Origin of the sequence: Bifidobacterium oedipodis, assembly GCF_012932425.1 — a bacterium.
Lineage (GTDB): Bacteria > Actinomycetota > Actinomycetes > Actinomycetales > Bifidobacteriaceae > Bifidobacterium > Bifidobacterium oedipodis.
Genome location: NZ_JAAIII010000006.1, coordinates 207,045 through 230,335 on the forward strand (window position 1 = coordinate 207,045; position 23,291 = coordinate 230,335).

The following is a 23,291-nucleotide window of genomic DNA, read 5'->3' on the forward strand; positions in this document are numbered from 1 at the left end:
GCTGCACATTGCGCGCATATATTGAGAAAGTATGAGCGAAGCAGCGAATAGCAATCCAGCGTTGGTCGGCCGTGAAGCCACTGTGGTTCCCGGTCGTTTTGGAGACCCTCTTAGCGTGGAACATGTGTTGACCTCGCGCGGCGGATATGATCAGCATCCCACGCACCCGCTGTTCCTGTGTCTGCATGGCTGGGGATCCAACGAGGAGGAGATGGCGGATGTGATGCGCCTGATCGCCCCCTACAACGATTTCGTGGCATTACGTGGGCCGCTGGTGCTGGAAGAAGCGCCGGAGGGCAGTCGCGAGGCCGGCAACTACGCATGGTTCCATGATTGCCTGCCGATTGGTGAGGATTTGGATTACGACGCCTATGCCGCCGCCCAGGCCGTCGACCGATGGGTGAGCGAACACATCGCCGTCGACCGGCCGGTGGTGCCTCTCGGTTTTTCGCAGGGTGGTGCCATTGCCGTGCATCTGCTGCGTATCAATCCTGAGCGATACCGTGCGGTGATTTCGTTGTCCGGTTTTAACGCGCCCGGTCAGGTGCCGGGCACGGCTCCGGCTGATGACCGCCTGCCAGATCTTGATATTCCGGTGTTCTACGCGTACGGCAAAAGGGATGCGGTGATTCCCAAGTATGAATTGTTCGCCGCCGCCGCATGGCTTGAGGAGCATACGTGGCTCAAAACCAAAAGCTATCGTGCCCTCGACCACAACGTCAGTTTGGAGGAATTCGCCGATCTGCGCCAGTGGCTGCTGGACAACGACATCACCTCCGGCGTGCTCTGACGGCAGTCTGATGATACGACGCAATCATTCGCGGTCGTGGTAGGCATAGACTGGGGGCCATGAGTGAAGCAAAGATTGACGAGAATCATTTGGATGAATCTCCCCGTGGCATTGCCATCATGGCTGCGGTGGGTGTGGCAGTCGGTATCCTGTCTGGCCTGTTCGGCATCGGCGGCGGCACGGTAATCGTACCGGCCTTGGTGTGGTTGGGACTGACCCAGCGGCATGCGGCCGCCACCTCTATGCTGGCGATCGTACCTACCTCCATCTCCGGCGTGATTTCCTATGCCCTCAACGGCCACGTTGATTGGATTGCCGCACTGCTGGTGTTCTGTGGCATGTTTGTTGGCGGGCAGATAGGTTCCTGGCTGCTGTCTCGACTGCCTGAACTGGTGCTGCGCTGGGTGTTCGTGGCGTTCCTGGTATTCGTTATCATCAATCAGGCACTGTTCGTGCCCTCGCGTGATTCGGCCATCGACCTGAACGTTGCCACCGGCATCGAAATGGCAGTGTTCGGTATTGTCGCCGGCGTACTGGCCGGTCTGCTGGGCATTGGCGGCGGAGCGATCTGTGTGCCGGCGCTCTCGATTCTGTTCAATGCCTCCGATCTGATCGCCCGCGGTACGTCGCTGCTGGCCATGTTCCCCAACGCCATCACCACTTCCGTGGCCAACGTGAAGCGTGGCATGGTGCACACCAAGGCTGCGCTGATCATCGGCATCATCGCCGCCTGCATCACACCATTCGGCACATGGTTGGCCGGTATCGCCAGCCCGAGCGTGAATACCATGCTGTTCATCGTCTACCTGGCCGCACTGCTGCTGCGCAGTATTTTCGTGGCATGGAAGGCCACCAAGGCCGCCCAAGCCGCCAAGGCAGCCTAGCGGCAGGTGCCATCCGATCGGTACGTTTCGATACATCACATAGAGTGGGCGGTCCGTCATGCGGCGGGCCGCCCACTGGCATATTCGGCGACAATCGCACGGTTCGGAGGCACTACACAGGCAATAGTCACGGCAACTGACGGCGTAATTTCCGGCAATTTCCCGGCGTTCCCCATATACTTGTCTTGGCTGAGAGAAAGGTGGGACAATGGCGGTACTTGAGCTCGTGTTATGCATTGTCGCGGCGGTGCTGGTGAGCTCGTTCGCCGGCAGGTTTATTCCTCGTGTTTCCACTCCGTTGGTGCAGATTGCATTGGGTGTGGCACTGGCGTTCCTGCCATTCTTTCCCGACGTTGCGTTGGATCCGGAACTGTTCATGGTGCTGTTCATCGCGCCTCTGCTGTATCTGGAAGCCCATGAAATCGACAAATCGGCATTGCTGGGCACACTGCGATTAAGTCTGTCGTTGGCCATCGGACTGGCCATTGCCACTATGGTGGCGGTGGGATTCACGCTCAACGCCGTATGGCCGTCCATCTCACTGGCTGCAGCCTTGGCTTTGGGCGCGGCACTTGGCCCCACTGACGCGGTGGCCGTGAGCTCCTTGGGCCGCGAGGCCGCATTGAGCCAACGTCAACGCAGCGTGCTCAAAGGCGAATCATTATTCAACGATGCTTCGGGCATCGTGGGCTTCCAGTTCGCGCTGGCCGCCGCCTTCACCGGCGAATTCGCGGTGGGGCAGGCCGCCGGCGAATTCGTGGTCTCGTTCATCGGCGGCACTATTTTCGGCCTTGCCATCGGTTTGGCTGCGAACTGGGTGTTTGAAACCGTGCGCTCGCTGGGCTTGGAAACCACCACTTCGCGCATTCTGATGGAACTGTTCCTGCCATTCCTGCTGTATTTGGGTGCCGAACATTTCCACCTCTCCGGCATTCTCGCCGTTGTGGCCGCCGGCTTGTTCGTCCGATTCGATCGCACCGGCGTCGGACCGAATGTGGCGCGCACGAATATTGTGTCCACCTCGGTGTGGGGTGTGCTGTCGTTCTCCCTCAACGGTGCGGTGTTCATCCTGCTCGGCATGCAGCTGCCGCGTGCCATGCGAGCCAGCTGGTCCGATCCGTATATCAGCAACAACATGCTTATCAGCATCATCGTGCTGATCTGCGCCGTGGTGATTGTGATGCGATTCGTATGGGTGGCGGCCATGCTGCGCTTGGCACGCGACACCAACACCGGCAAACGTCGCAAAATGACGGCTGAACGCTGGCGTTCGGCCGCGGTGATGACCTTTGGCGGCCCCAAAGGCACCATCACCCTGTCCCTGATGTTCACGATTCCCTACGCCCTATCCGCCGGCACGCCATTCCCCATGCGCGACGAACTGATTTTCATCGCCTCCGGCGTGATCCTGCTGACCTTGATGCTGGCGAACTTCTTGCTGCCGCTGCTCGCCCCGAATCGTGGGGGAGACGAGTCGGCTGCTTTGGTGCCGATTACCATCGAAGTGCTGCGCACCACCGTTGAAGAGCTCACCGGGCGCATCACGCCGGACAACCGTCGCGCGGTGCTGATGGTGATCGATTCGTACACCAAGCGCATCAGCCGTTTGAAGCAGCGCATCGGCGAACTTGATCCGCAAGGATTGGAACGCCTGCAAATCGAGGCGCTGCATTGGGAGAAGGAGTTCGTGCGCGATCATCTGGCCGAAGTCAAAGCGCATCCGGCAAGCGACCCGGCACAGCAGGAGCTTGACGTCGAGGCATCGGAGCGCATGCTCGACCACATTATGAATTCGCTGCGCCACACGCACACCAACCCCGCCTCCGGGCACGCAGTGTCGCAGATTCGCGGCCGCATGCGCATGTGGGAGCGTCAGATGAGCAATTTCACCAAACGCACCATCTCCAAAATCCGCCACACCACGCCGCTGGTGAGCGAAGATCAGATTTTCGCACGCACCCGCGAACTGCAGGTCGAGGCGATCCACCATGTTATCGAACGACTGGTGGATGAAATGGGGCGCAGCACCTACAACACCGAACACTGCTCCGCCCTGCTGCTGGACTACCGTCGCGCCGAAGCCTCGCTGCAAGCACGCCCGAACATGGGCGGTAGCGCCCAGGCCATCAGCCAGGCCGAGGACGTGAAGCGCGAAAGCTACGCTATCGAACTGGGTGTGATTCAGGACATGCTCGAAGCCGGTGACATCACCCGTCCGCAGGCCCGTGCGTTGCGTCGTAACATCTACGTGATGCAGGTCGACGCCGACTCGGGAATCTAGGCTGACATGCATCTTGGATCTATGGACGGCAAAGGAATGCGCGCGGCGCTGGCACTTGCCGAACAGGCGGCGGCAGATAGCGACGTGCCGGTCGGTGCGGTGGTGCTGGGGCCAGACGGCCAGATCATCGGCCAGGGCCGCAATACGCGCGAAGCTGACGGCGACCCGTTGGCGCACGCCGAAATTATTGCCATGCGTCAGGCCGCCGCTAAGAACAACGGCTGGAACCTTGCCGACTGTACGCTGGTCGTTACGCTCGAACCATGCCCGATGTGCGCGGGTGCCTGCGTACAGACACATATCGGACGCATCGTGTTCGGCGCATGGGATTCCAAACTCGGCGCCTGCGGTTCGATATGGGATATTCCGCGCGACCCCCACATCGGGCATGCCCCCGAAGTGTACGGTGGTGTGCTCGAAGCTGAATGCGCCCAAGTGCTGTCGCGCTTCTTTGGACACCGGCGGTAGTCCGCTCGCCCTCGCACGCTATGGCTTGCGAATTGCGTTATAGGCGCGGAATCAATGTTTTCTTGCTTCGATTCACCAACACGCAGCATCAGGGCAACATAATCGATTTCACATACCATCAAGGCAGAAGTAGTGGTTCCATCCTCAACGTCGAAGGAGCGACACATGCCCAACACCATCACCATCAACGCTACCGGTGACAACAACGTATTCACCGGCACCGCTGTTGACGGCACCGAACTGACCGCCGTCTACCTCGAACAAGCTGCGGCCAATGTTGCCATCGGCCTGATTGTGCCGGGCAACGAACTGCCTCGCATCGTGCACTGGGGTCGTCCGCTTGCCAACCCCTCCACCCTGCTTGCCGCCTATGACGCCGTGCGCCCGCAGCGTGTCTCCGGCGCGCTCGATGAAACCGCATGGCCCTCGATTCTGCCCACGCAAAGCGAATCGTGGATCGGTGAGCCGCGCATCGTACTGCGCCGTGGGGGAGTGGAACTCTTCCCCAAGTTCACCGTCACCGCGCTGACCGTCGGCCCCGAAGTCGGCGAACTGCCGGCAACCGTTGACGCCTCCGCCACGGCAGACTCCTACACCGATGTTGCCGGACGCTCTCGCGGCGTCGGCGAAGCCCGTGTGCCCGGCATGACCATCACCGCTCAAGACAGCGAACAGGGCGTGGCCATCGACTGGCTGCTCGAACTCCTGCCCGGTGGCCTGGCCCGTCAGCAGGCGAAGGTTCGCAACCTGTGGGGTTACGGCGAGACGACCAAACTGCAGTCCCTCGGCCTGCCGGTCGATGAGAACGCCGCACAGAGCGCCACCCATCAGGCACCGTTGGAAATCGGCAAGGTCGAACTCGGTTTCCCCGTGCCCGAAATCGCCGGCGAAATCCTGACCACCACCGGCCACCACCTGAGGGAACGCAGCCCGCAGCGCCAGAAGCTGACCATCGGCCGCTTCGAAAAGAATGCGCTCGCCGGCCGTCCCGACTTCGATGCCAGCCTGCTGCTGACCGCCGGCAAGCCCGGCTTCGGCTTCGAAAACGGCGAAGCCTACTCGGTGCATGTGGCATGGTCCGGCAACTCCGTGCTCTCCGCTGAACGACTGCCTTATACCCAGGGCCTGATCGGCGGCGGCGAACTGCTCTTCGGCGGCGAAGTCATGCTCGCCGGCACTCCGGCCGATGATGCCGAAACCGCAGCAGCCGACAAGCGCATCGCTGCCGGCAGCCTCGGTGCCGGAGACCTGAACGATGTCTACACCACCCCGTGGCTGTTCGGCTCCTTCGGCGACGGCCTCAACGAAATCTCCGCCCGCTTCCACGATTATGTGCGCTCCCGCCACCCGCGCCTCTTCTCCAAGGGGCGCCCGGTAATCCTCAACACGTGGGAGGCCGTGTACTTCGAGCACAACTTCGATACCCTCAAGGCGCTCGCCGACAAGGCCGCCGCCTCCGGTGTGGAACGTTTCGTGGTGGACGACGGTTGGTTCGGCGCACGCCGCGACGACACCAAGGGCCTCGGCGATTGGCAGATCAGCCCCGAAGTCTGGCCGGAAGGATCGAAGTCGCTGCAGGCGCTCGCCGACTACGTGCACACCAAGGGCATGGAATTCGGCCTGTGGTTCGAGCCGGAGATGGTCAACCCCGATTCCGATATGGCCCGCAACCACCCCGATTGGATTCTGTCCCCCACCGCCGGTCGTCTGCCCATGCAGGGTCGCACCCAGCAGGTGGTCGACCTGACCAATCCCGATGCCTTCGATTACATCCTCGATGCAATGGACAAGCTGGTCGGCGAGCTGAAAATCGACTACATCAAGTGGGATCACAACAAGCTCGTCACCGAAGCCGCCTCCCACCGTTCCGGCCGTCCGGCCGTGCACGCCCAGACCGAAGCAGTGTACGCGATCTTCCGCACGCTGCAGGAGAAGCACCCCGGTCTTGAGATTGAAAGCTGCTCCTCCGGCGGCGGCCGCGTGGATCTCGGCATCCTCGAATACGCCAGCCGTATCTGGGTGTCCGACTGCGTCGATCCGGTCGAGCGCGCCGACATCCAGCGCTACACCTCGCTGCTGGTGCCCCCCGCGATGATGGGCGAGCACGTCGGTGCCAGTCCCGCCCACTCCACGCGCCGCGAAACCAGCCAGGAGCTGCGCATGGCCATGGCCTTCTTCGGGCACATGGGCATCGAATGGAACCTGCTCAAGGAGCCTCACGAAGCCCTCGACAAGCTGGCCGTGTGGGTTGCCGAATTCAAGAAGCATCGCGATTGGTTCGCCATCGACTCCTGCGTGCATGCTGATGTGAACGATCCGGCCATCCGCGTGGACGGCATGGTGATGCCCGACAAGAGCGCCGCCATCTACCGCTTCACCCAGCTGACCACCAGCCAGACCTATCCGGCCGCACCGGTGCGTCTGCCCGGCCTCGATCCGAAGCGCACCTACCGCATCAGCCCGCTCGACCCGAGCCTCGATTTGGCGGCCCAAGGCATTACCAACGGTCAGAGCCCGCTCGGTTGGTGGAATTCCGACGGCGTGCTGATGGACGGCGAAGCGCTCCAGCGCTACGGCATCCGTCCGCCGGCACTGCATCCCGCACAGGCTGTGCTGTTCAAGGCCGTGCTGGCCTGACGTGAAAAACTTGCGGCCCGACCGTGCTACGTGCGTGATGCGCACAACACAGTCGGGCCGCAATCCACAAAAGGAACGTCAGATCATACAGCTCACATAATGTGCTTGACGATCACACGGCTGGCGGCGGCCTTGGCCCACAGCTGCCAGTCGTGATTGATCACGGTGAACTTCATCGACCTCGCTTGGCTATGCCGATACATGCGGATGCCATCGCGCACGGAATCGGTGCCCAGTTTCGCCAAAAACGCTGATTCGCCGGCGATCATCACGCAACCGGGCATCGCAATATTGCCCACGGTGGCGATCAGTGATCCCAGGCGGAAGCATGTGCGATTCACCAACTGCGTGGCCTGCGGCACGCGCGCCAGTGCATCGCGTGCGAAATCCTCGAAGCTTACCGCGCGCCCCACAATGGCCGAATACTGTTCAGCAATCGAATCATCGGTCAGGCATTGTGCGCATCCGATATGACCACTGGTGCAGCGCGGCCCCTCCGGGTCGATCAGCACATGGCCCACGAGGCCATAGCTTTTATCCGGATAGGCGACAGGCTGGCCGTTGATGGCAAGCGAATAGCCCACGCCCACGCCGATGGTGACCACTGCAAAGATATTGACGCCTACGCCGGGGCCGAACCAGCAGGCATCCACCAGCAGCGAGTCAATGTCGTTGAACACGCCACACGGTATGCCGGTGGCGTCGGCGACCATCGCGCCAAGATCCACTTCGCCGTCCCAATGCAGGAACGGTGCAAAGGTGACCACGGAATCTTCGATCACATGACCGCCCACCGCCACGCCGACCGCAGTGGGGGAGGGCAGTCCGGAGGCGGCGATGTCTGCCGCGCAATCCTTGCACAAGCGTGCGATGATATCGCAGATAACCTGGGGAGACGGATTCGCCGTGAATGTTTCCTCATGGCGACCCGATACCACTTCGCCATGCGCGTTCACTGCCGCCGCAACCGCCGATGTGCCATGCACCTTAACGCCGATAAATGTGCGTGCGTTCGCGCACAGCACCAGGGCGGTCTGCGGCCGGCCGCGTCGATCAGAGCTTTCCTTGGGCACGAACCCTTCCGGCAGTTTGCCCTGCACGCCACCTGCTGAGGGGCGTTCCTCGATTACGCCGGCATAGATCAGATCGCTGGTGATGCGTGACAGCGCACCCTGCGAAAGACTGAGCATCTGCGCCAGCGTGGTGCGTGCGATCGGCCCGTACTGAGCGATGGCCGCCGCCACACGATGCGTATGCTCCGATCCCTCAAACCATTGAGGAATCACATTGAAATCAGCCATTATTGCCCCCATCGCCATTTTTTATTTGCGCTACGCACAAAAATAACGCCGTTTTACTTGCCTGCGCAAGCAGGCTCGCAGGGGCTGGGAATAAAAACGTGATTCTTGTACCTTAGTGGTACACCGCTTGAGGCACTGAAGCCGCAAGCACGAAGAAGATAAAGGAGTCAACAAACTGATGATGTGCGATTCCCCCACCCCGTCCACCAGGGTCAAGCGCCTGGTAGCTCGCGCAGCGGCCACACTATGCGCCGTTGCCGTCGGATTCTCACTGGCAGGCTGTGGTTCAAGCACCGCCGGCACCGTGACACTGGACTTCTTCCAGTTCAAGTCTGAGGCCGCCGACCAGTTCAAAGCGATGGTTGAGGAGTTCGAAAGCGAAAACCCGACCATCAAGGTGACCATCAACAACTCCGCCAACGCGCAGACCGATTTGCGCACCCGATTCGTTAAGAACCGCATCCCCGACGTCATCACCTTCAACGGCGATATCAGCTTCGGCATGTTCGCCGCCTCCGGTGTGTTCTACGACTTCACCGACGAAGACATCGTCAACGAGCTGAACCCCGGCATGGTGGAGATCGCCAAGAACCTGGTGCAGACCACCGATCCTGCCAAGAAGCGCCTGTACGGCCTGCCGTTCGCCGGCAACGCCTCCGGCTACATCTACAACAAGGAACTGTGGCGTCAGGCCGGCGTTGATCCGGAGAATCCGCCGACCACATGGAGCGAGTTCACCGCCATGCTGGAGAAGTTCAAGGCGGCCGGCATCAATCCGCTGCAGGGCACCGTCGCCGACGCATGGACCACGCAGGCGCCGCTCGCCTCGCTGGCCGGCACGCTGGTTCCCGAAACCGAGTACACAAAGCTGAAGACCGGCGAGACCACCTTCAAGGACATTTGGAGCGACACGGTCAAAAAGGAAGCCGAACTGTTCACCTACTCCACTGCGGATACCGGCGTCACCTACCAGCAGGGCACGCAGAACTTCGCCAAGGGCGAGGCCGCGATCATCCCGCTTGGCACCTACGCCATCCCGCAGATCCTGCTGATCAACCCCGACATCGAGCTGGGCTTCGCACAGATGCCTGCCTCCGACGATCCTGACGAGCAGATTCTGACCGCTGGCGACGACGTGATGCTCACCATCGGTGCCGACACCAAGTACCCCGAAGAGTCGATGAAGCTGGTTGAGTTCCTCATGCAGAAGGAACAGCTCAACGCCTACGCCGACGCCCAGTCCGCCATCACCCCGCTCAAGGAGACCTACTTCGGCAACGAGGCGTTGGAAACCGTGCGCAGCTTCTTCGAGGAGAACCGTCTCGCCGACTTCTGCGACCATTACATCCCCTCGTCCATCAACATTGGTGGCTACCTGCAAACCATGGTGACCAGCGGTAACACCGACCGCTTCCTGAACCAGATGCAAACCGAATGGGACAAGGTCCAGGCCAGGACCTTCGAGTGATCGAGGAAGAAAGAGAAGAATCATGAGCAACGCAAAATCCGCCAAGAAGAAGGTTTCCGCCTTCTCCACCCGCAAGGTTGACCACGCTTACTACTGGATGGCCGTGCCCGCAGCGATTATCTTCGCCGCCTTCCTGTACGTGCCGTTCCTGCAGGGTGTGTTCTACTCCTTCACGAACTCCCAGGGCTACGGTGATTTCAAGATCATCGGTTTGAAGAACTACTTCGCCCTGTTCCAGGACAACCGCGTCGGCCATGCCTACCTGTTCACCTTCGCCATCGCTATCGTGATCACCATTTTGGTGAACGTGATCGCCATGTTCATCGCAGTCGCTTTGAATGGCAAGATTGCGTTCAAGAATGGCTTCCGCGCGATCTTCTTCATCCCCTACACCCTCTCGGTGCTGGTGATCGGCTACGTGTTCAAGTACATCTTCATGAACCCGCTGCCCGAACTTGGCAAGGCGCTCGGCATCGACTGGCTGTCCAGCTCGCTGCTCACCAATGAGAGCCTCGCCTGGCTGCCGATCGTGTTCCTCGCCGTCTGGCAGTCCGTCGCCTACTCGGTGCTGCTCTATCTCGCCGGTCTGCAGACCATCGACGAGGAAATCTACGAGGCCGCGTCGATTGATGGTGTGAACCCCTGGCAGAAGTTCTGGAAGATCACCTTCCCGCTGATCGGGCCCTTCTTCACCATCAACCTGGTGATCAGCCTCAAGAACGCGCTCAACACCTTCGATCAGGTTGTGGCGTTGACCGACGGCGGTCCGAACTCCTCCACCGAAACGGTGACCTATCTCATCTGGAAGGGTGGTCTGACCGGTGGCGAATACGCCTACCAGACCGCAAACGCCGTGCTGTTCTTCGTCGTGCTGGCAGTGATCGCCATCATCCAGCTGCGCATCTCCAGCAGCCAGGAAAAGATCTGAGAGTAGAGGGTAAGCATTATGACTAGCGCAACTAACACCGTCGCCTCCACCACGGGCGCGAAGGATCTCAAATTCCACAAGGACCGCAACATCAACTGGTGGCTGACCGCCGTGATCGCGGTGCTGTCCCTGACCATCCTGGTGCCGCTGTACTTCACCGTCGTCACGGCGCTGAAGACCCCGGCCGAGGCCGGCACCTTCTCCCTGCCGACTTCGTGGGAGTGGCATAACTTCCTTGACGCCTCCAACAAGGTGAACTACCCCAAGGCGGCGCTCAACTCCGCGATTATCACCGTCGCGGCCGTGGTGCTCACGCTGGTGACCAACACCTTCGTGGCCTACGCCGTGGCCCGCAACCAGGACAAGCGTTTCTTCCGCTTCCTGTACTACTTCTTCATCCTCGCCATGTTCGTGCCGTTCTCCGTGGTGATGCTGCCGATCGCCAAGCAGATGGGTAGCCTGCATCTCGACAACCAGCTCGGTCTGATCGTGCTGTACACGATCCTCGGCCTCGGCACGAACCTGTTCATCGCCACCGGCTTCATCAAGTCGATTCCGATTTCGCTGGAAGAGGCCGCCCGCATGGATGGTGCCAGCACCTGGCGCATCTTCTGGCAGATCATCTTCCCGCTGATGGGACCGATCAACGCCACCATCGCCATCACCACCTGCCTGTGGGCATGGAACGACTTCCTGCTGCCGTTGATTGTGCTCACCGACCAGTCGAACCAGACCATCCCGCTGGCCCAGTACGTGTTCAGCTCGCAGTTCGCCACCAACTACCCGATGGCGTTCTCCAGCTACCTCATGGCCATGGCCCCGGTCCTCGTCGTCTACATCTTCGCCCAAAAGTGGGTTGTCGGTGGTGTGATGCGCGGCGCCGTAAAGTGAACAGTCCAGTGGACTGTTCATAGGCGCCGCCCGAGTGAGGCGATAGCCGAACGAGGGTAGCATTGAGCCCGCCGGAGGCGGTCCGTAATTGCTGCAGGCGCGGTCAAGTGAGTAATTGCTCGTCCGTCTGCAATTGCAGGACGCCGTTAAGTAAAGAACAACATCCCCCAACACCGGGCCCGCAGAACACACGTTCTGCGGGCCCACTCTATTGCACGCAAAGTCGCGCAATATTTTGTTTCCGACGCGCCACAATGCGCGACGAATGGGAATGAAAACCATCGATTCGTAGCATAAAACCATCACAAGCAATGAAGCCTACAATCTTCAATTTTTCACGGAAAGGACCGCAGCAATGACTAATTTCAACCGTCCGGCGCTCGCCGATTCCATCCGCACTAACGGCGCGACGCCGAATCCGTGGTGGTCGAACGCAGTGGTGTACCAGATCTATCCGCGCTCGTTCCAGGATTCCAACGGCGACGGCATCGGCGATCTGAAGGGCATCACCTCCCGTCTCGACTATCTGGCCGACCTGGGCGTGGATGTGCTGTGGCTGTCCCCGGTGTACAAGTCCCCGCAGGACGACAACGGCTACGACATCTCCGATTATCAGGACATCGATCCGCTGTTCGGCACGTTGGAGGATATGGACGAGCTGTTGGCCGAGGCGCACAAGCGCGGCCTGAAGATCGTGATGGACCTCGTGGTGAACCACACCTCCGACGAGCACGCGTGGTTCGAGGCGTCCAAGGATAAGAACGATCCGCATGCGGACTGGTATTGGTGGCGTCCGGCCAAGCCCGGCCACGAGCCCGGTACTCCGGGCGCCGAGCCGAACCAGTGGGGCTCCTATTTCGGCGGCTCCGCATGGGAGTATGTACCCGAGCGCGGTGAGTACTTCCTGCACCAGTACTCCAAGAAGCAGCCTGATCTGAACTGGGAGAACCCTGCCGTGCGCAAGGCTGTGTACGACATGATGAACTGGTGGATGGATCGCGGCATCGACGGCTTCCGCATGGATGTGATCACCCAGATTTCCAAGCCCATCGACGCCAATGGCAAGCTGCCGGGCGAGGAGGGTTCGCTGATCGCCGACAACCCGGTGGGCGAAGAAGGCTATTCCTCGCCGTTCCCGTTCTGCTCGGACGGCCCGCGCGTCGACGAGTTCCTGGCAGAGATGCGTCGCGAGGTGTTCGAGGGTCGTGAAGGCTATATGAACGTGGGCGAGGCTCCCGGCGTCACCCCGTCGCGCAACGAGCACATCACCGACCCGGCGAACAAGGAGCTCGATATGCTCTTCCTGTTCGACCATGTCGGCGTGGATCAGAAGCCGGGCGGCTCCAAGTGGGATGTGGTGCCTTTCGAGGTGAAGAACCTGCGTGAGCGTCTCGCCGATCAGCAGTCGGCGGTTAAGCAGGCCGGCTGGGCTAGCCTGTTCTTCTGCAACCATGACCAGCCGCGCGTGGTGTCCCGCTGGGGCGACGACTCCACCGAGGAAGCGCGCGAAGCCAGCGCCAAGGCCTTCGCACTGCTGCTGCACATGCATCGTGGCACCCCTTACGTCTACCAGGGTGAGGAATTGGGCATGACCAACGCCCACTTCACTCGTCTCGACCAGTACCGCGACCTGGAATCCCTCAACTCGTTCCGCCAGAGGGTCGAGGAAGCCAAGGTGCAGGGTGCAGAATCGATGATGGACGCCCTGGCATTGATCAGCCGCGACAACGCCCGCACCCCGATGCAGTGGGATGGCTCGAAGTACGCCGGTTTCACCGCTCCCGATGCGCCGGTTGAACCGTGGATTTCCGTCAACCCGAACCATGCCGAAATCAACGCGGCCGCCGAATTCGACGATCCCAGCTCGGTGTACGCCTTCTACAAGCAGCTCATCGCCCTGCGCCACAACGACCCCGTGGTTGCCGCCGGCGACTTCCAGCTGGTGGATGCCACTGGTGAGCACGTCTACGCCTTCACCCGCACACTGGGTGAGAAGACTCTGCTGGTTATGGCCAACCTTTCTGGCCGCGACGTTGACGTTCCCGCTGACTGCGCCGCGCTGCTCGAAGGCGGTGTTAACGAGCAGCAGATCGTCATCTCCACGCAAGGGGCGGCCCACGCCGTGGCTTCCCTGACCAACCACGAGCTGCGCGATTGGGAGGCCGTCGTCATTGCGCTGTAACGCGTAATCACCTGAACACCACATATCAAGGGTCATGTGTGCTGGGCTGTCGTCTCAGTATGCATGACCCTTGTGCTATCTGCTGCTATCTGCTGCTATCTGCGGTTCTCGCTGTCGCTCTATTTGTGTGACTGCGAAGCCGAGTCGCTGCGGCACAGTTCATGGTCGCTATTATGGTGTGCGGAGAGCAGTGCGATGTGCGGGGAGGACAATGATGCCGGCCAATGATGGATGTGTTCCGTCGATTCGGTTTGCGATTCTTGATAATGATCCGATTACGATTATCGGATTAACGGAAATTGTGGAATCCCTGCGAATGGGAACTGTGATTTGGACGCAAACAGACGCGAACGAAGCGGTGCGATTGGCAACAGGTGCCGATATGAAGCCCGATGTGCTGCTGGTGGACATGTCGTTGGGAGAATCGCGCAATGCGCTGTCCGGAACCGATGTGTGCAGGCGGGTGCGTGAAAGAACCGATGCCGTGGCAATACTCGCGGTGACATCCTTCCCCTTGCATATTTATGAGCGCGAAGCTGCAATCGCAGGGGCTCAGGGCATTGTTTCCAAAGCTGATCGCGATACGTTGCGTTCGGCCATAAGAACCGTGGCCTGCGGCGGCACATGGGGCGAGCGTTTTGAAGGAACGATCACCGCACATGTGCGGGTTAAAAACCATCCCCGCTCACCGCGACAGTTGCTGTCGATGAGGGAGCAGGAGGCGTTGGATCTGAAAGCCCAAGGTTTGACGAATAAGCAGATCGCCCAGCGACTGGAATGCAAAGAGCCGACTGTCAACTCCCTGATGGCCCGAGCCAAAGCCAAACTTCATGTGCGCACAGCCGCCGAAGCCGCAGCCGTCTGGACCGGCGAGCGTGCAGCATGAAACAGCAATTGTCCATGCTGGTGCAGCGAGCACATACATTTATCAGCCAATATCCTTGGCGATGCGCTGTAACAGTATTCATTGTTGTTCTGAGCATTATTGATTGGATGGCAGCCTCCCCGATAAATACATATAGCTGCGTTGTTGGTGTATTGCATTTACTGGTGGTCGCCGCGCTGCCGGTATTCCCACAGATAGGCTGCTTGGCTTTGATGGTGCTAGAGCTTGCAGGTTGCCTATACCCTGCGGTTGGTGGCCCAAGTCGATTATGGGGCGTGTGTTTCGCAATAGGATTATTTGCATATTGCGAAGGCACGTTAGGCGCCGCCATCCTTGCGGCGGCTGGTTTCTCAATACTGCAATTGGGGCAGATTATTACTTACAGCGACTACGGTCAGGGTCTTGACTATGGGTCTGGCGTCAGTTTGCTTGGTGTATTGGTGTTTTCTGCAATGGCTGGTTATATCTGTCGCCAGGTGGTTGATAAGAATCGTGGTGTCGAACAAAAGGCCGCGGAACTCGTACAAGACCAAGCCCGTCGGCAATATGAACAGAATCTATCCATCGCTGCACAGCTGCACGACAAGATTGCCAATGGTCTTACCACCATTGCTTTGGAATCACAGAAAAATCTTGAGCGTAGTGGGAATTCCGCGAACACCGCCAGTTGGCAGCTGGTTGCGGAACAATCGGCGCGTAGCATTCAAGAACTTCATGCGGTGATAGATTGCTTGTCGTTAGTGCCTTCTGATGAATATGCCGGAGTCATATCGGAGCAATTGCATGATGAGCTTGCTCAATGGTGTAGTCGTCAGGACGAAGCCATGCATAATCAAGGGCTACAGGGACGCGCTCGAATTAACGATTTTGGATTGATCGCCAAACCAATCGCATCGCGAAAACGGTTGCTGTTCGACGTTCTTGCGGAAGTCTATGTCGATATTTCCAAGCATTGCGAACGACAAGGGACATATCAAATGACCATAACGTTATGCGATAACTCAGTGGAGATTACGCAAACCAATGCGCTCGCCAAGTCTGAGTCGCGGACGTCATATGGGAAAGGACTCCAGATATATAACGGGCGTATTGAGGCTGCCGGAGGGATGCTATCGGCAACAGCTCAGAATGAGCAGTGGAACCTGTACGTTTTCATTCCTATGTCGTGATTGCCAACAAGCCGCAAGCTCAATGTGAACATTTGACATCCGCGCATGTAGTCGAAAGAACTACAGGTTGGGATTGTTGAGGGCGTCGCCATATGTCGCCTTTCTACCATCGAAGTTGTTGTAGCAGCTTTCGAGCACACAGGGGACGGCTATGGTGAGTAAGGCGCGGATGGTATTGCCGGTTCTGTGTTTGGTCATGGGACTGACGCTTACGGGTTGTTCGAATGGTGGTGGGGAAGGGCAGAAATCCGCGAATCCTTGGAGCGCGGAGATACAACGCATCGAATCTCGCACCGATAATGACATGGTTCGCGCCATTCTGAAAGACGGTTCCATTACGGATGCCGAATTTGAGGAGTTTATGGAGTCGTACAACCAGTGCCTGGCTCAGTATGACCTGACCTCAAGTTATTCGCGCGACGATGGCAGCGAATCCGTGGCGGATCAGTTCTCGCAATACGAGCCCGATCAGCTAAGCGAAAAAATCGAGCAATGCCGCAACCAGACGGGGTATTTCGATCTTGTTCCGCTGGATCAGCAGATGCACGCCAATCCCGATAACGTCAGCGACGATGAGCTTCAGCAGAAGGTATTCGAATGCCGGAAACGGCATGGTCTGATTGATTCGGGGATGAGTATCGAAGAATACAAGGACATCATGGGTGCCACATCGGATTCGACAGACAGTGATCCGTTGGCGAATAGCCCGTTTGCCGATTACTACCAAGATACGGACAGCGCCGACACCCAACAGTGGTTTTCGTGTGAGACGGATCCATCCGCATGAACAAGTCGTGGCGCGGAAGCATCGTCATATTCCTCATATGTAGTCGAAAGAACTGCATGATGAGCATATTGCTGTGTGTTAGGAGCGTTCCTGTTCTTAAGCTGGGTACTGTTCTTGCGGCTTCGGCAATGAGGCGACAGTCGATTCATGGAGGGATGGATGATGAGACGTGAGATGACGGCTCTTATGGTGGCGATGGCGTTGCTTATGGGGTGCGCGGGCTGCGGCGGATCCGCGGCGAGCGGCGAGGCAGCGACGTTTACCGGGCCGTATGCGGCGGATTTTCAAAACGTGTATGAGAGCACGGAGCATGCGCTGATTCGGGACATCGTGAAGGATTCCACAATCACCGATGCGGAATTCGAGGAGTTCAAGAAGCAATACGAGGACTGCATGTCCTCCCATGGCCTGACGTGGTCATACGACGTGGAAAGCGGCGAACAGATCGCAGGCAACGCCGATAATCCCAATCCGGAGAAATCGGACGTTGATGCGGCCTCGGAGCAATGCCAGACGCAGACCGGTTATATGGATATCATGCCCCTCTACCAATCGGTGAACAAGAACCCTGACAAACTGAGCGATGATGCCTTAACCCAGCTGACCATCGATTGTCTGGTGCGGCATGAGTATCTTGAACCTGGGATGACAGTGCCTGAATATCGAAACCTGCTTCAGGACCACGATGCGTATACGGAACGATTTGGCCAGTATCTGGATTGGGAGCAGAATCCGGAGGATTATCGTTACTTCTACGACTGCGAAGCGGATCCGGTGCACGCGGAATAGATGAAAACCGTGAAGCGTGGGGCACGGTGAGACCGTGTATCGCAAGACAAGGAGGCCGGAATGAAGGGGACGGATTCGAATACCACCGTTGGCGGCGAGTACGAGCCTGACCAGCGAGCCGAGGGTCGTGAGCAGCGCAGACTGCACCTCGCTGAACGCAAGGCCGCGCGAAACGCGGTTTCCGTGTCGATTATCGTCGTGCTGGCATTGGTGCTGGTGGCGGTCGGAGTGGGCGGCGGGTTCCTGCTGACTCGCTCGCGAATTCCCTCCTCGTTGACGTCATCGACCGATGCCGGCTCCATCACGGTAAGCAGCGCCCCATTCGATGATTCGCGTTCGGTGTCGTTGTCGGTGGGGCTCGGCTCATCCACCACTGTCATTTCACCGATATCCGGTACGGTGACGGCCTCGACTTGTACCGTCGGCGGCACGATCGCCTCTGGAGGATCATTGATGGACGTGGACGCCGTGCCGGTCCTCGCTCTGCATACGCAGATGCCGCTGTACCGCACCCTGACCAGCGGCATGAGCGGTGCCGACGCACGGTCCCTGAATCAGACGCTTCGCGTGTTGGGCTACGCGGCACCCGATTCTGACTGGATGACATGGGAGACTATCACTGCCTATAACGCGCTCGCTGATACAGTCGGCGCGAAACGGCTCACCGCCGAATCGGGATGGGGAATCGGGCCGGAGTCCTTTATGTGGTTGCCCGCTGAATCCTTGGGCATCGCATCCTGCTCCATCTCTGTCGGGCAGCAGGCGACATCCGGGCAGGCGGTTTTCGTCTCCGCCGCCACCCCGGTCAAAGCCACGCTTCCTACCGCCGCGAATGACGTGGTTGCGGGCGACCGCACGCTCGTCATTGGTGAACAGACCTTTGACGTACCCTCCGGTACCACCGAACTGACGGATGTCGCGCTGCTGTCGGCCATCGCCGCCAGCACGGAATACCGTTTGGCCACATTGTCTGCAGGCTCGGGCGGATCATCGGGAGGCATGATGACCTCCGACGCCGGTACAGCATCCTCAACGGGCGGCTCCGGCGCGCTTTCCGTCTCATACACATGGCGGCTGAAAACACCGATCAGCGCGGTTACCGTACCGCCTTCCGCCGTAACCCATGTATCCGACGGCCTGGGTTGTGTGGCGTCCGCTGGCGAATCCGTGCCGGTGCGCATCATCTCCAGCCAATTGGGCAAAACCATGGTCGAGATCGAGAACGATGCCGACATCACCATGGTCGAGGTCAATCCTACCGACCCCAAGCCATGTAGGTGAGCGACATGGCCACTCAAGATCACGACGATTACGACGATCATGCTGGCGGGCGTGCCGTGCATCTGACCGATGTGGGGCATACCTTCGACCGTGCGGGTGAGGATATGCTGTTCCGCCACCTCATGCTGACATTGCTGCCGCGGCATGTCTATGCCCTGACCGGGCCCAGCGGCTCGGGGAAATCGACGTTGCTGTCCATTATCGCGGGGTGGGTCAAACCATATGCGGGCCGTGTGGAGCGCGTTGACTGCGGGCGTATCGCATGGGTGTTGCAGAACCCACATGGCGTGGCCCGTCGCGCGGCCTTGGACCATGTGGCGCTGCCGTTCGTGGCGCGCGGAGAGCGTCGCCGCGACGCGCAAAACCATGCGCGGGAGCTGCTCGACGCCTTCGGCCTGTCTGACGTGGAGAGCAAGCCCTTCAAGGACCTTTCCGGCGGCGAAGCGCAGCGTCTGATGCTGGCGCGCGGCGTCGCATCGGGCGCGGGACTGCTGCTGGTGGACGAGCCCACCGCGCAACTCGACCTCAACACCGCCGCCACGGTGAACGAACGGCTCAACAATCTGTCGATGTCGGGCGCAATCGTTGTCATCGCCACGCATGATCCGCGCACACGCGACGCCTGCACCGATCTAATCGATTTGCGGAATTATCAATCGTAAAGAGGAGACGACATGATGCGCATGCGATTGGTGGGTGTACTTGGGGAAGTTCGCCGCAGCATAACCTCCGGTACCACCCACGCTTGTGCGTTCGCCGTGGCGCTCGCCGCTGTGATTGGCCTACTCTGCGGTGCCGATATGCTAACCATCAGTCGCATTCAAGCGCAAGTGGACAATTATGTGGCGGCAGGAGGATCCACATATGTCATCAATTACGCCGGTCGTATCGACCCGGTGGCTTGCGAATCGTTGGCATCATTGCAAGGGGTGCGTGCGGCAGGCGCCCTCCGGCAAGCCGATAGCAAAATCACTTTTGCCACGCTACCCGCCACAGGCGTGCCCTCCTATGAGGTCACCGAAGGGGCGATTGCATTGTTCTCCGACTCTACCGGCGGCGCAACCGATGGCGTAGCAAGTATCGTCTCAGATATCTCAGATGCCTTAGACTCAGGCATATGGCTTTCCAGCGAGGCTGCGGAACCCTTGCATGCCTCCGCCGGCGAAACCGTGCCGTTGAATGATGGACGTCAGGCGAGTATCGGCGGCGTCTACGACTGGCCGGACGACGGCCGTAAAAGTGGCTACTCCTACGCGGTGCTGGAACCGGTGCCGGCCGATCGGGCCGAACGCTTCGACTCATGCTGGGTCAAGGCGTGGCCGGTGCCTAGCAATATCGAAAGCCTGCTGCAATTGGCCACCGTCGGCGATAGTGCCACCGGGCAGGAACGGCCGGTGGTCTCCCAGCTCAACACCTCCCATGGCACAGAACTTGACGCCGTGGCGCTTTACCATCAACGGCTCACCATATGGGTGCCGGTCGTTGCACTCGCAGCCGGCCTGCTACTTGGCGTCATCGCTATTCGCATGCGACGGTTGGAATGTGCGTCCGCCCTGCACTGCGGTGTGCCGAAAAAGGCATTGGTGACTCAGCTGATGCTGGAGACCGGCTTATGGTTGGTCGTTGCGGTGTTGCTGGCCAGTCCTCTTCTCGCATGGACGTGGCTGAATAATCCCAATAATGCGGACGCATGGGCGCTGACGGATACTGTGTTGCGTGTGCCTGTCGCGGCGGCGATCGGCGGGCTTGTCGGAGCGCTTTTCACAGCTGTGATGATTCGCGAGCAACATCTCTTCCGCTACTTCAAGAACCGATGACTCATCCCATCGCCAGCGGGTGGTATCTCGCTGCTCGCGATGGCATCCAGTCCGCCCGCTGAACGCGCGATCGGACGTTTGCCGGGCAGCGCATACAATAAGCCAGTATGGAACAAAAGGACGTCCTCAAAGCATTGCAGCGTGACCACGCGGCTGAATTGAAACTTGCCGCCGAGCGGTTGAAGGGTACCGCGAAGCATACCGAAATTATCCCATCCCCGCAGTTGAGCGAGCTGACCGGCCATGAGATTCTGCTGAAACCGGAGAATCTGCAGGTCACTGGTTCGTTCAAGATTCGCGGTGCTTACAATAAGATCGCTTCCCTCACTGATGAGGAACTGGCCCATGGCATCGTCACCGCTTCGGCCGGCAACCATGCTCAGGGCGTGGCTTATGCGGCTCGCGAACGTGGTGCTCGCGCCACCATCGTTATGCCGCAGATCACCCCGCCGCTGAAGGTTGATGCAACCAAGGCCTATGGGGCCGAGGTGGAGCTGGTCGGCGAAGTGTTCGACGAGTCCGCCGCGCATGCGCAGGAGCTTAGTGAAACCAAGGGCATGATTTATGTGCCGCCTTTCGATGATTACGAGGTGCTGTGCGGCCAAGGCACCATCGGCTTGGAAATCCTGGAAGATGTGCCCAACGTCACCGATGTGGTTGTGCCGTTGGGCGGCGGCGGCCTGGGTGCTGGCGTGGCATTGGCCATCAAAACGTTCAAACCCGAAGTTCGCGTGATTGGTGCCGTGCCTGAGGGCAGCCCCGCATGGAAGAACTCGTTGGCCGCAGGCCGTGTGATGCCGGCCGACCAGGTGCTCACTTCGGCCGAAGGCGTGGCAGTCAAGCGTCCGGGTGATCTGACCTTTGCGCTGCTCAATGAGTTCTTGGATGATCTGGTCACCGTCTCCGAGCGTGATATCAACGAGATGATTCTGTTGATGCTTGAAAAGCACAAGCTGGTGGTTGAAGCTGCTGGTGCGGTGTCGCTGGCTGCGCTGGAACATCTGAATCTGCGCTCGCGCAAGTTTGCCGCAGCCGGTGGCAACCATGTGGTCGTGCCGATTCTGTCAGGCGGCAACGAAGACACGGTGTCGATTGGTGCAGTGATTCAGAAGGGCATGATCGCCCGTGGCCGCATCATGAACTTTGAGGTTGAACTGCCCGATACTCCGGGCCAGCTGGTTAAGGTTGCCACGTTGCTGGCGCAGGAGCGTGCCAACGTTATCGCTCTGAACCACGACCAGTTCAAAGCCTCCGGTCATTACACGAACGCGGTATCCCTCGGCGTCACCGTTGAAACCAGTGGCCCCGACCATATTGATCGGGTCTTCGCTGCTCTGCGCTCCGCAGGCTACAGCCCCAAGCGCATTTACTAATTACTGATTATTGCCTTGCCGAGCGGCGACCCCTTGGCTTAGGTAAGCAGAAAGCCCTGCAGTAGTAAGCCTCAAATGGCTTCTTACCGCAGGGCTTTTCTTCTATATAAACCTTTGATTGCTATCGGTTGACTGCGTGCTGGGCCTATCCTTTGGCGATGGTTTCGTCCACCAGCTTCGGCAGGGCCACAGCGATGTCGTCGTGAATAAGACGTGTGGCCAGGCGATCATATTGTGTGCTGCCCATATTCATAATGGTGATGGGCACGCCGGCCTGCGCCGCAACCGGCACGATGCTGGCTGCGGGGTAGACCTCCAAGGTCGAGCCGATTACCCACAGCTCGTCGGCTTTGCAGGCGCGTTCATACGATTTTTCCATCGCGCCATCCGGCAGCGCTTCGCCGAAATACACCACGTCGGTTTTGATGATGCCATTGCAGGGCATATCCCCGCGATATGGCAGCCTGCGATGGCAATGCGGATCCGGTTCCTCATCCAAGTGGGCCATGATGTCCGCAGTGGCATATTGCTTATGGCATTTCATACAGTGCGAAGTGCCGATGGTGCCATGCAGGTTCACAATGACGTCACTGCTGTTGCCGGCTTTCTCATGCAAGGCATCGAAGTTTTGTGTGGCCAGCAGCGACAGCATGCCGGCTTGCTCCAACTTGACCAATGCCTTATGCGCTGCGCCAGGCTGTGCATTCCATACCGGTGATTCCTTCTGCCAACGCCAGGAGTATTCGCGATCCTCCTTGTTGTGCAGAAACAGATCGATGTCATAGACGCTCATTTGGTCAGGATGCTTGGTCCACACACCATCGGGACCACGAAAATCCGGAATACCGGCAGAGGTGGAGATGCCTGCGCCGGTTAATACTGCGATTGTTGTGCTCATGCTTCAATCCTAGTGCGCTGTGGCCGGTATAGGAGGGAAAGGATCCCAAGATGAACGGTACGCGACACGTTGGCGAATAGTGATTGCATAGCTGCCGATCCGTAGTTTGGCAGCTTACACTGAAGGTATCAGCGACGAAATGACCGTTAGCATCATGGTCTCGCCCCAAAGAAGCCGGCGTGCGACACGCCGAGGGAGGCCAGTGTTTGCAACGCTTTTCGCCATTTTGTGCTGCCCTGATTTGCGCGATGTCGCCAAAGGGAGTATGTTTATCTCTTGCTGCCGGTCGGCGAGGGGTTTGCTCCTGTGTGGGGTTGCTTCTGGTTGGCTGTGTGTGGTGGTTTGAGAACTCAAGAGTGTGTTTGTACTACTTCTTTATAGTCAATGATTGCCAGTCCGATCCCCGCTCCTGCCTGTTGGTGGGAGTCGCCGAGGGGCGTTGATGGGGGTTGGGGTTTTTG

General features: G+C 59.2%; 19 protein-coding genes. 17 read left to right on the forward strand and 2 right to left on the reverse strand.

The genetic code is table 11. From position 1 onward, the window contains the following. The first annotated feature begins 31 nt into the window (after positions 1–31). From G1C95_RS10285 to G1C95_RS10305, 5 genes are all read left to right on the forward strand, one after another. Complete coding sequence (locus tag G1C95_RS10285) at positions 32–790, forward strand: alpha/beta hydrolase (RefSeq protein WP_169172846.1); 759 nt, start codon at positions 32–34, stop codon at positions 788–790. Positions 791–849: 59 nt separating this feature from the next. After that, entirely contained in the window at positions 850–1,674 is an 825-nt protein-coding gene (locus tag G1C95_RS10290) for a sulfite exporter TauE/SafE family protein (protein ID WP_169172847.1), read from the forward strand. 208 nt (positions 1,675–1,882) lie between these two features. Further along, complete coding sequence (locus G1C95_RS10295; RefSeq protein ID WP_169172848.1) at positions 1,883–3,955, forward strand: Na+/H+ antiporter; 2,073 nt, start codon at positions 1,883–1,885, stop codon at positions 3,953–3,955. A gap of 6 nt (positions 3,956–3,961) precedes the next feature. Next, the gene (tadA, locus tag G1C95_RS10300) at positions 3,962–4,423 is read left to right on the forward strand and encodes a tRNA adenosine(34) deaminase TadA (RefSeq protein ID WP_417852270.1); all 462 of its coding nucleotides are present in this window, start codon (positions 3,962–3,964) and stop codon (positions 4,421–4,423) included. Between the two features lie 294 nt (positions 4,424–4,717). Further along, the gene (locus tag G1C95_RS10305) at positions 4,718–7,060 is read left to right on the forward strand and encodes an alpha-galactosidase (protein ID WP_417852274.1); all 2,343 of its coding nucleotides are present in this window, start codon (positions 4,718–4,720) and stop codon (positions 7,058–7,060) included. A 92-nt stretch (positions 7,061–7,152) separates the two neighbouring features. Here the strand turns inward: G1C95_RS10305 and G1C95_RS10310 are convergent, their stop codons facing one another. After that, positions 7,153–8,361, reverse strand: a complete 1,209-nt coding sequence (locus G1C95_RS10310; protein WP_169172850.1) for an ROK family transcriptional regulator — start codon at positions 8,359–8,361, stop codon at positions 7,153–7,155. Between the two features lie 178 nt (positions 8,362–8,539). Between G1C95_RS10310 and G1C95_RS10315 the strand changes: the two genes are divergently transcribed. The 12 genes from G1C95_RS10315 to ilvA all read left to right on the forward strand — a co-directional run bounded on the left by G1C95_RS10315 (position 8,540) and on the right by ilvA (position 21,932). After that, positions 8,540–9,829: an ABC transporter substrate-binding protein gene (locus G1C95_RS10315; RefSeq protein ID WP_169172851.1), complete on the forward strand. Its 1,290-nt coding sequence runs from the start codon at positions 8,540–8,542 to the stop codon at positions 9,827–9,829. 22 nt (positions 9,830–9,851) lie between these two features. Beyond that, a complete protein-coding gene (locus tag G1C95_RS10320; protein WP_169172852.1) occupies positions 9,852–10,757 on the forward strand; it encodes a carbohydrate ABC transporter permease in 906 nt (301 codons plus the stop codon). Positions 10,758–10,775: 18 nt separating this feature from the next. Then, positions 10,776–11,648, forward strand: coding sequence for a carbohydrate ABC transporter permease (locus tag G1C95_RS10325; RefSeq protein WP_169172853.1), 873 nt, complete (start codon positions 10,776–10,778; stop codon positions 11,646–11,648). Between the two features lie 355 nt (positions 11,649–12,003). Beyond that, entirely contained in the window at positions 12,004–13,830 is a 1,827-nt protein-coding gene (locus tag G1C95_RS10330) for a glycoside hydrolase family 13 protein (protein WP_169172854.1), read from the forward strand. Positions 13,831–14,041: 211 nt separating this feature from the next. Next, positions 14,042–14,716 carry a response regulator transcription factor gene (locus G1C95_RS10335; RefSeq protein ID WP_169172855.1) on the forward strand — a complete coding sequence of 225 codons (675 nt, stop codon included), beginning with the start codon at positions 14,042–14,044 and terminating at the stop codon, positions 14,714–14,716. Further along, a complete protein-coding gene (locus G1C95_RS10340) occupies positions 14,713–15,885 on the forward strand; it encodes a sensor histidine kinase (RefSeq protein ID WP_169172856.1) in 1,173 nt (390 codons plus the stop codon). The genes G1C95_RS10335 and G1C95_RS10340 overlap by 4 nt, the downstream gene beginning before the upstream one ends. Before the next feature lie 169 nt (positions 15,886–16,054). Further along, positions 16,055–16,672 (forward strand): hypothetical protein, encoded by a 618-nt coding sequence (locus tag G1C95_RS10345; RefSeq protein ID WP_169172857.1) that lies wholly within the window; start codon positions 16,055–16,057, stop codon positions 16,670–16,672. Positions 16,673–16,831: 159 nt separating this feature from the next. Further along, positions 16,832–17,461, forward strand: coding sequence for a hypothetical protein (locus G1C95_RS10350; protein ID WP_169172858.1), 630 nt, complete (start codon positions 16,832–16,834; stop codon positions 17,459–17,461). Positions 17,462–17,521: 60 nt separating this feature from the next. Further along, a complete protein-coding gene (locus G1C95_RS10355; protein WP_169172859.1) occupies positions 17,522–18,742 on the forward strand; it encodes a hypothetical protein in 1,221 nt (406 codons plus the stop codon). Positions 18,743–18,747: 5 nt separating this feature from the next. Further along, on the forward strand, positions 18,748–19,404 hold the full coding sequence (locus tag G1C95_RS10360) for an ATP-binding cassette domain-containing protein (RefSeq protein ID WP_205832809.1): 657 nt from the start codon (positions 18,748–18,750) through the stop codon (positions 19,402–19,404). Positions 19,405–19,416: 12 nt separating this feature from the next. After that, positions 19,417–20,559, forward strand: a complete 1,143-nt coding sequence (locus G1C95_RS10365; RefSeq protein ID WP_169172860.1) for a hypothetical protein — start codon at positions 19,417–19,419, stop codon at positions 20,557–20,559. Positions 20,560–20,666: 107 nt separating this feature from the next. Then, positions 20,667–21,932 (forward strand): threonine ammonia-lyase, encoded by a 1,266-nt coding sequence (gene ilvA / locus G1C95_RS10370; RefSeq protein ID WP_169172861.1) that lies wholly within the window; start codon positions 20,667–20,669, stop codon positions 21,930–21,932. A gap of 145 nt (positions 21,933–22,077) precedes the next feature. Here the strand turns inward: ilvA and G1C95_RS10375 are convergent, their stop codons facing one another. Then, on the reverse strand, positions 22,078–22,830 hold the full coding sequence (locus G1C95_RS10375; protein WP_169172862.1) for a Sir2 family NAD-dependent protein deacetylase: 753 nt from the start codon (positions 22,828–22,830) through the stop codon (positions 22,078–22,080). Positions 22,831–23,291: the final 461 nt, after the last annotated feature.

Bases quoted from the DNA above. Each gene is read 5' to 3' on its own strand.
- G1C95_RS10295 (WP_169172848.1), top strand. From the start codon at position 1,883: ATGGCGGTACTTGAGCTCGTGTTATGCATTGTCGCGGCGGTGCTGGTG.
- G1C95_RS10375 (WP_169172862.1), bottom strand. From the start codon at position 22,830: ATGAGCACAACAATCGCAGTATTAACCGGCGCAGGCATCTCCACCTCT.
- G1C95_RS10310 (WP_169172850.1), bottom strand. From the start codon at position 8,361: ATGGCTGATTTCAATGTGATTCCTCAATGGTTTGAGGGATCGGAGCAT.
- G1C95_RS10335 (WP_169172855.1), top strand. From the start codon at position 14,042: ATGATGCCGGCCAATGATGGATGTGTTCCGTCGATTCGGTTTGCGATT.
- ilvA (WP_169172861.1), top strand. From the start codon at position 20,667: ATGGAACAAAAGGACGTCCTCAAAGCATTGCAGCGTGACCACGCGGCT.
- G1C95_RS10330 (WP_169172854.1), top strand. From the start codon at position 12,004: ATGACTAATTTCAACCGTCCGGCGCTCGCCGATTCCATCCGCACTAAC.
- G1C95_RS10365 (WP_169172860.1), top strand. From the start codon at position 19,417: ATGATGCGCATGCGATTGGTGGGTGTACTTGGGGAAGTTCGCCGCAGC.
- G1C95_RS10285 (WP_169172846.1), top strand. From the start codon at position 32: ATGAGCGAAGCAGCGAATAGCAATCCAGCGTTGGTCGGCCGTGAAGCC.
- G1C95_RS10355 (WP_169172859.1), top strand. From the start codon at position 17,522: ATGAAGGGGACGGATTCGAATACCACCGTTGGCGGCGAGTACGAGCCT.
- G1C95_RS10345 (WP_169172857.1), top strand. From the start codon at position 16,055: ATGGTATTGCCGGTTCTGTGTTTGGTCATGGGACTGACGCTTACGGGT.
- G1C95_RS10290 (WP_169172847.1), top strand. From the start codon at position 850: ATGAGTGAAGCAAAGATTGACGAGAATCATTTGGATGAATCTCCCCGT.
- G1C95_RS10325 (WP_169172853.1), top strand. From the start codon at position 10,776: ATGACTAGCGCAACTAACACCGTCGCCTCCACCACGGGCGCGAAGGAT.
- G1C95_RS10350 (WP_169172858.1), top strand. From the start codon at position 16,832: ATGATGAGACGTGAGATGACGGCTCTTATGGTGGCGATGGCGTTGCTT.
- G1C95_RS10340 (WP_169172856.1), top strand. From the start codon at position 14,713: ATGAAACAGCAATTGTCCATGCTGGTGCAGCGAGCACATACATTTATC.
- G1C95_RS10320 (WP_169172852.1), top strand. From the start codon at position 9,852: ATGAGCAACGCAAAATCCGCCAAGAAGAAGGTTTCCGCCTTCTCCACC.
- G1C95_RS10315 (WP_169172851.1), top strand. From the start codon at position 8,540: ATGATGTGCGATTCCCCCACCCCGTCCACCAGGGTCAAGCGCCTGGTA.
- tadA (WP_417852270.1), top strand. From the start codon at position 3,962: ATGCATCTTGGATCTATGGACGGCAAAGGAATGCGCGCGGCGCTGGCA.
- G1C95_RS10360 (WP_205832809.1), top strand. From the start codon at position 18,748: ATGGCCACTCAAGATCACGACGATTACGACGATCATGCTGGCGGGCGT.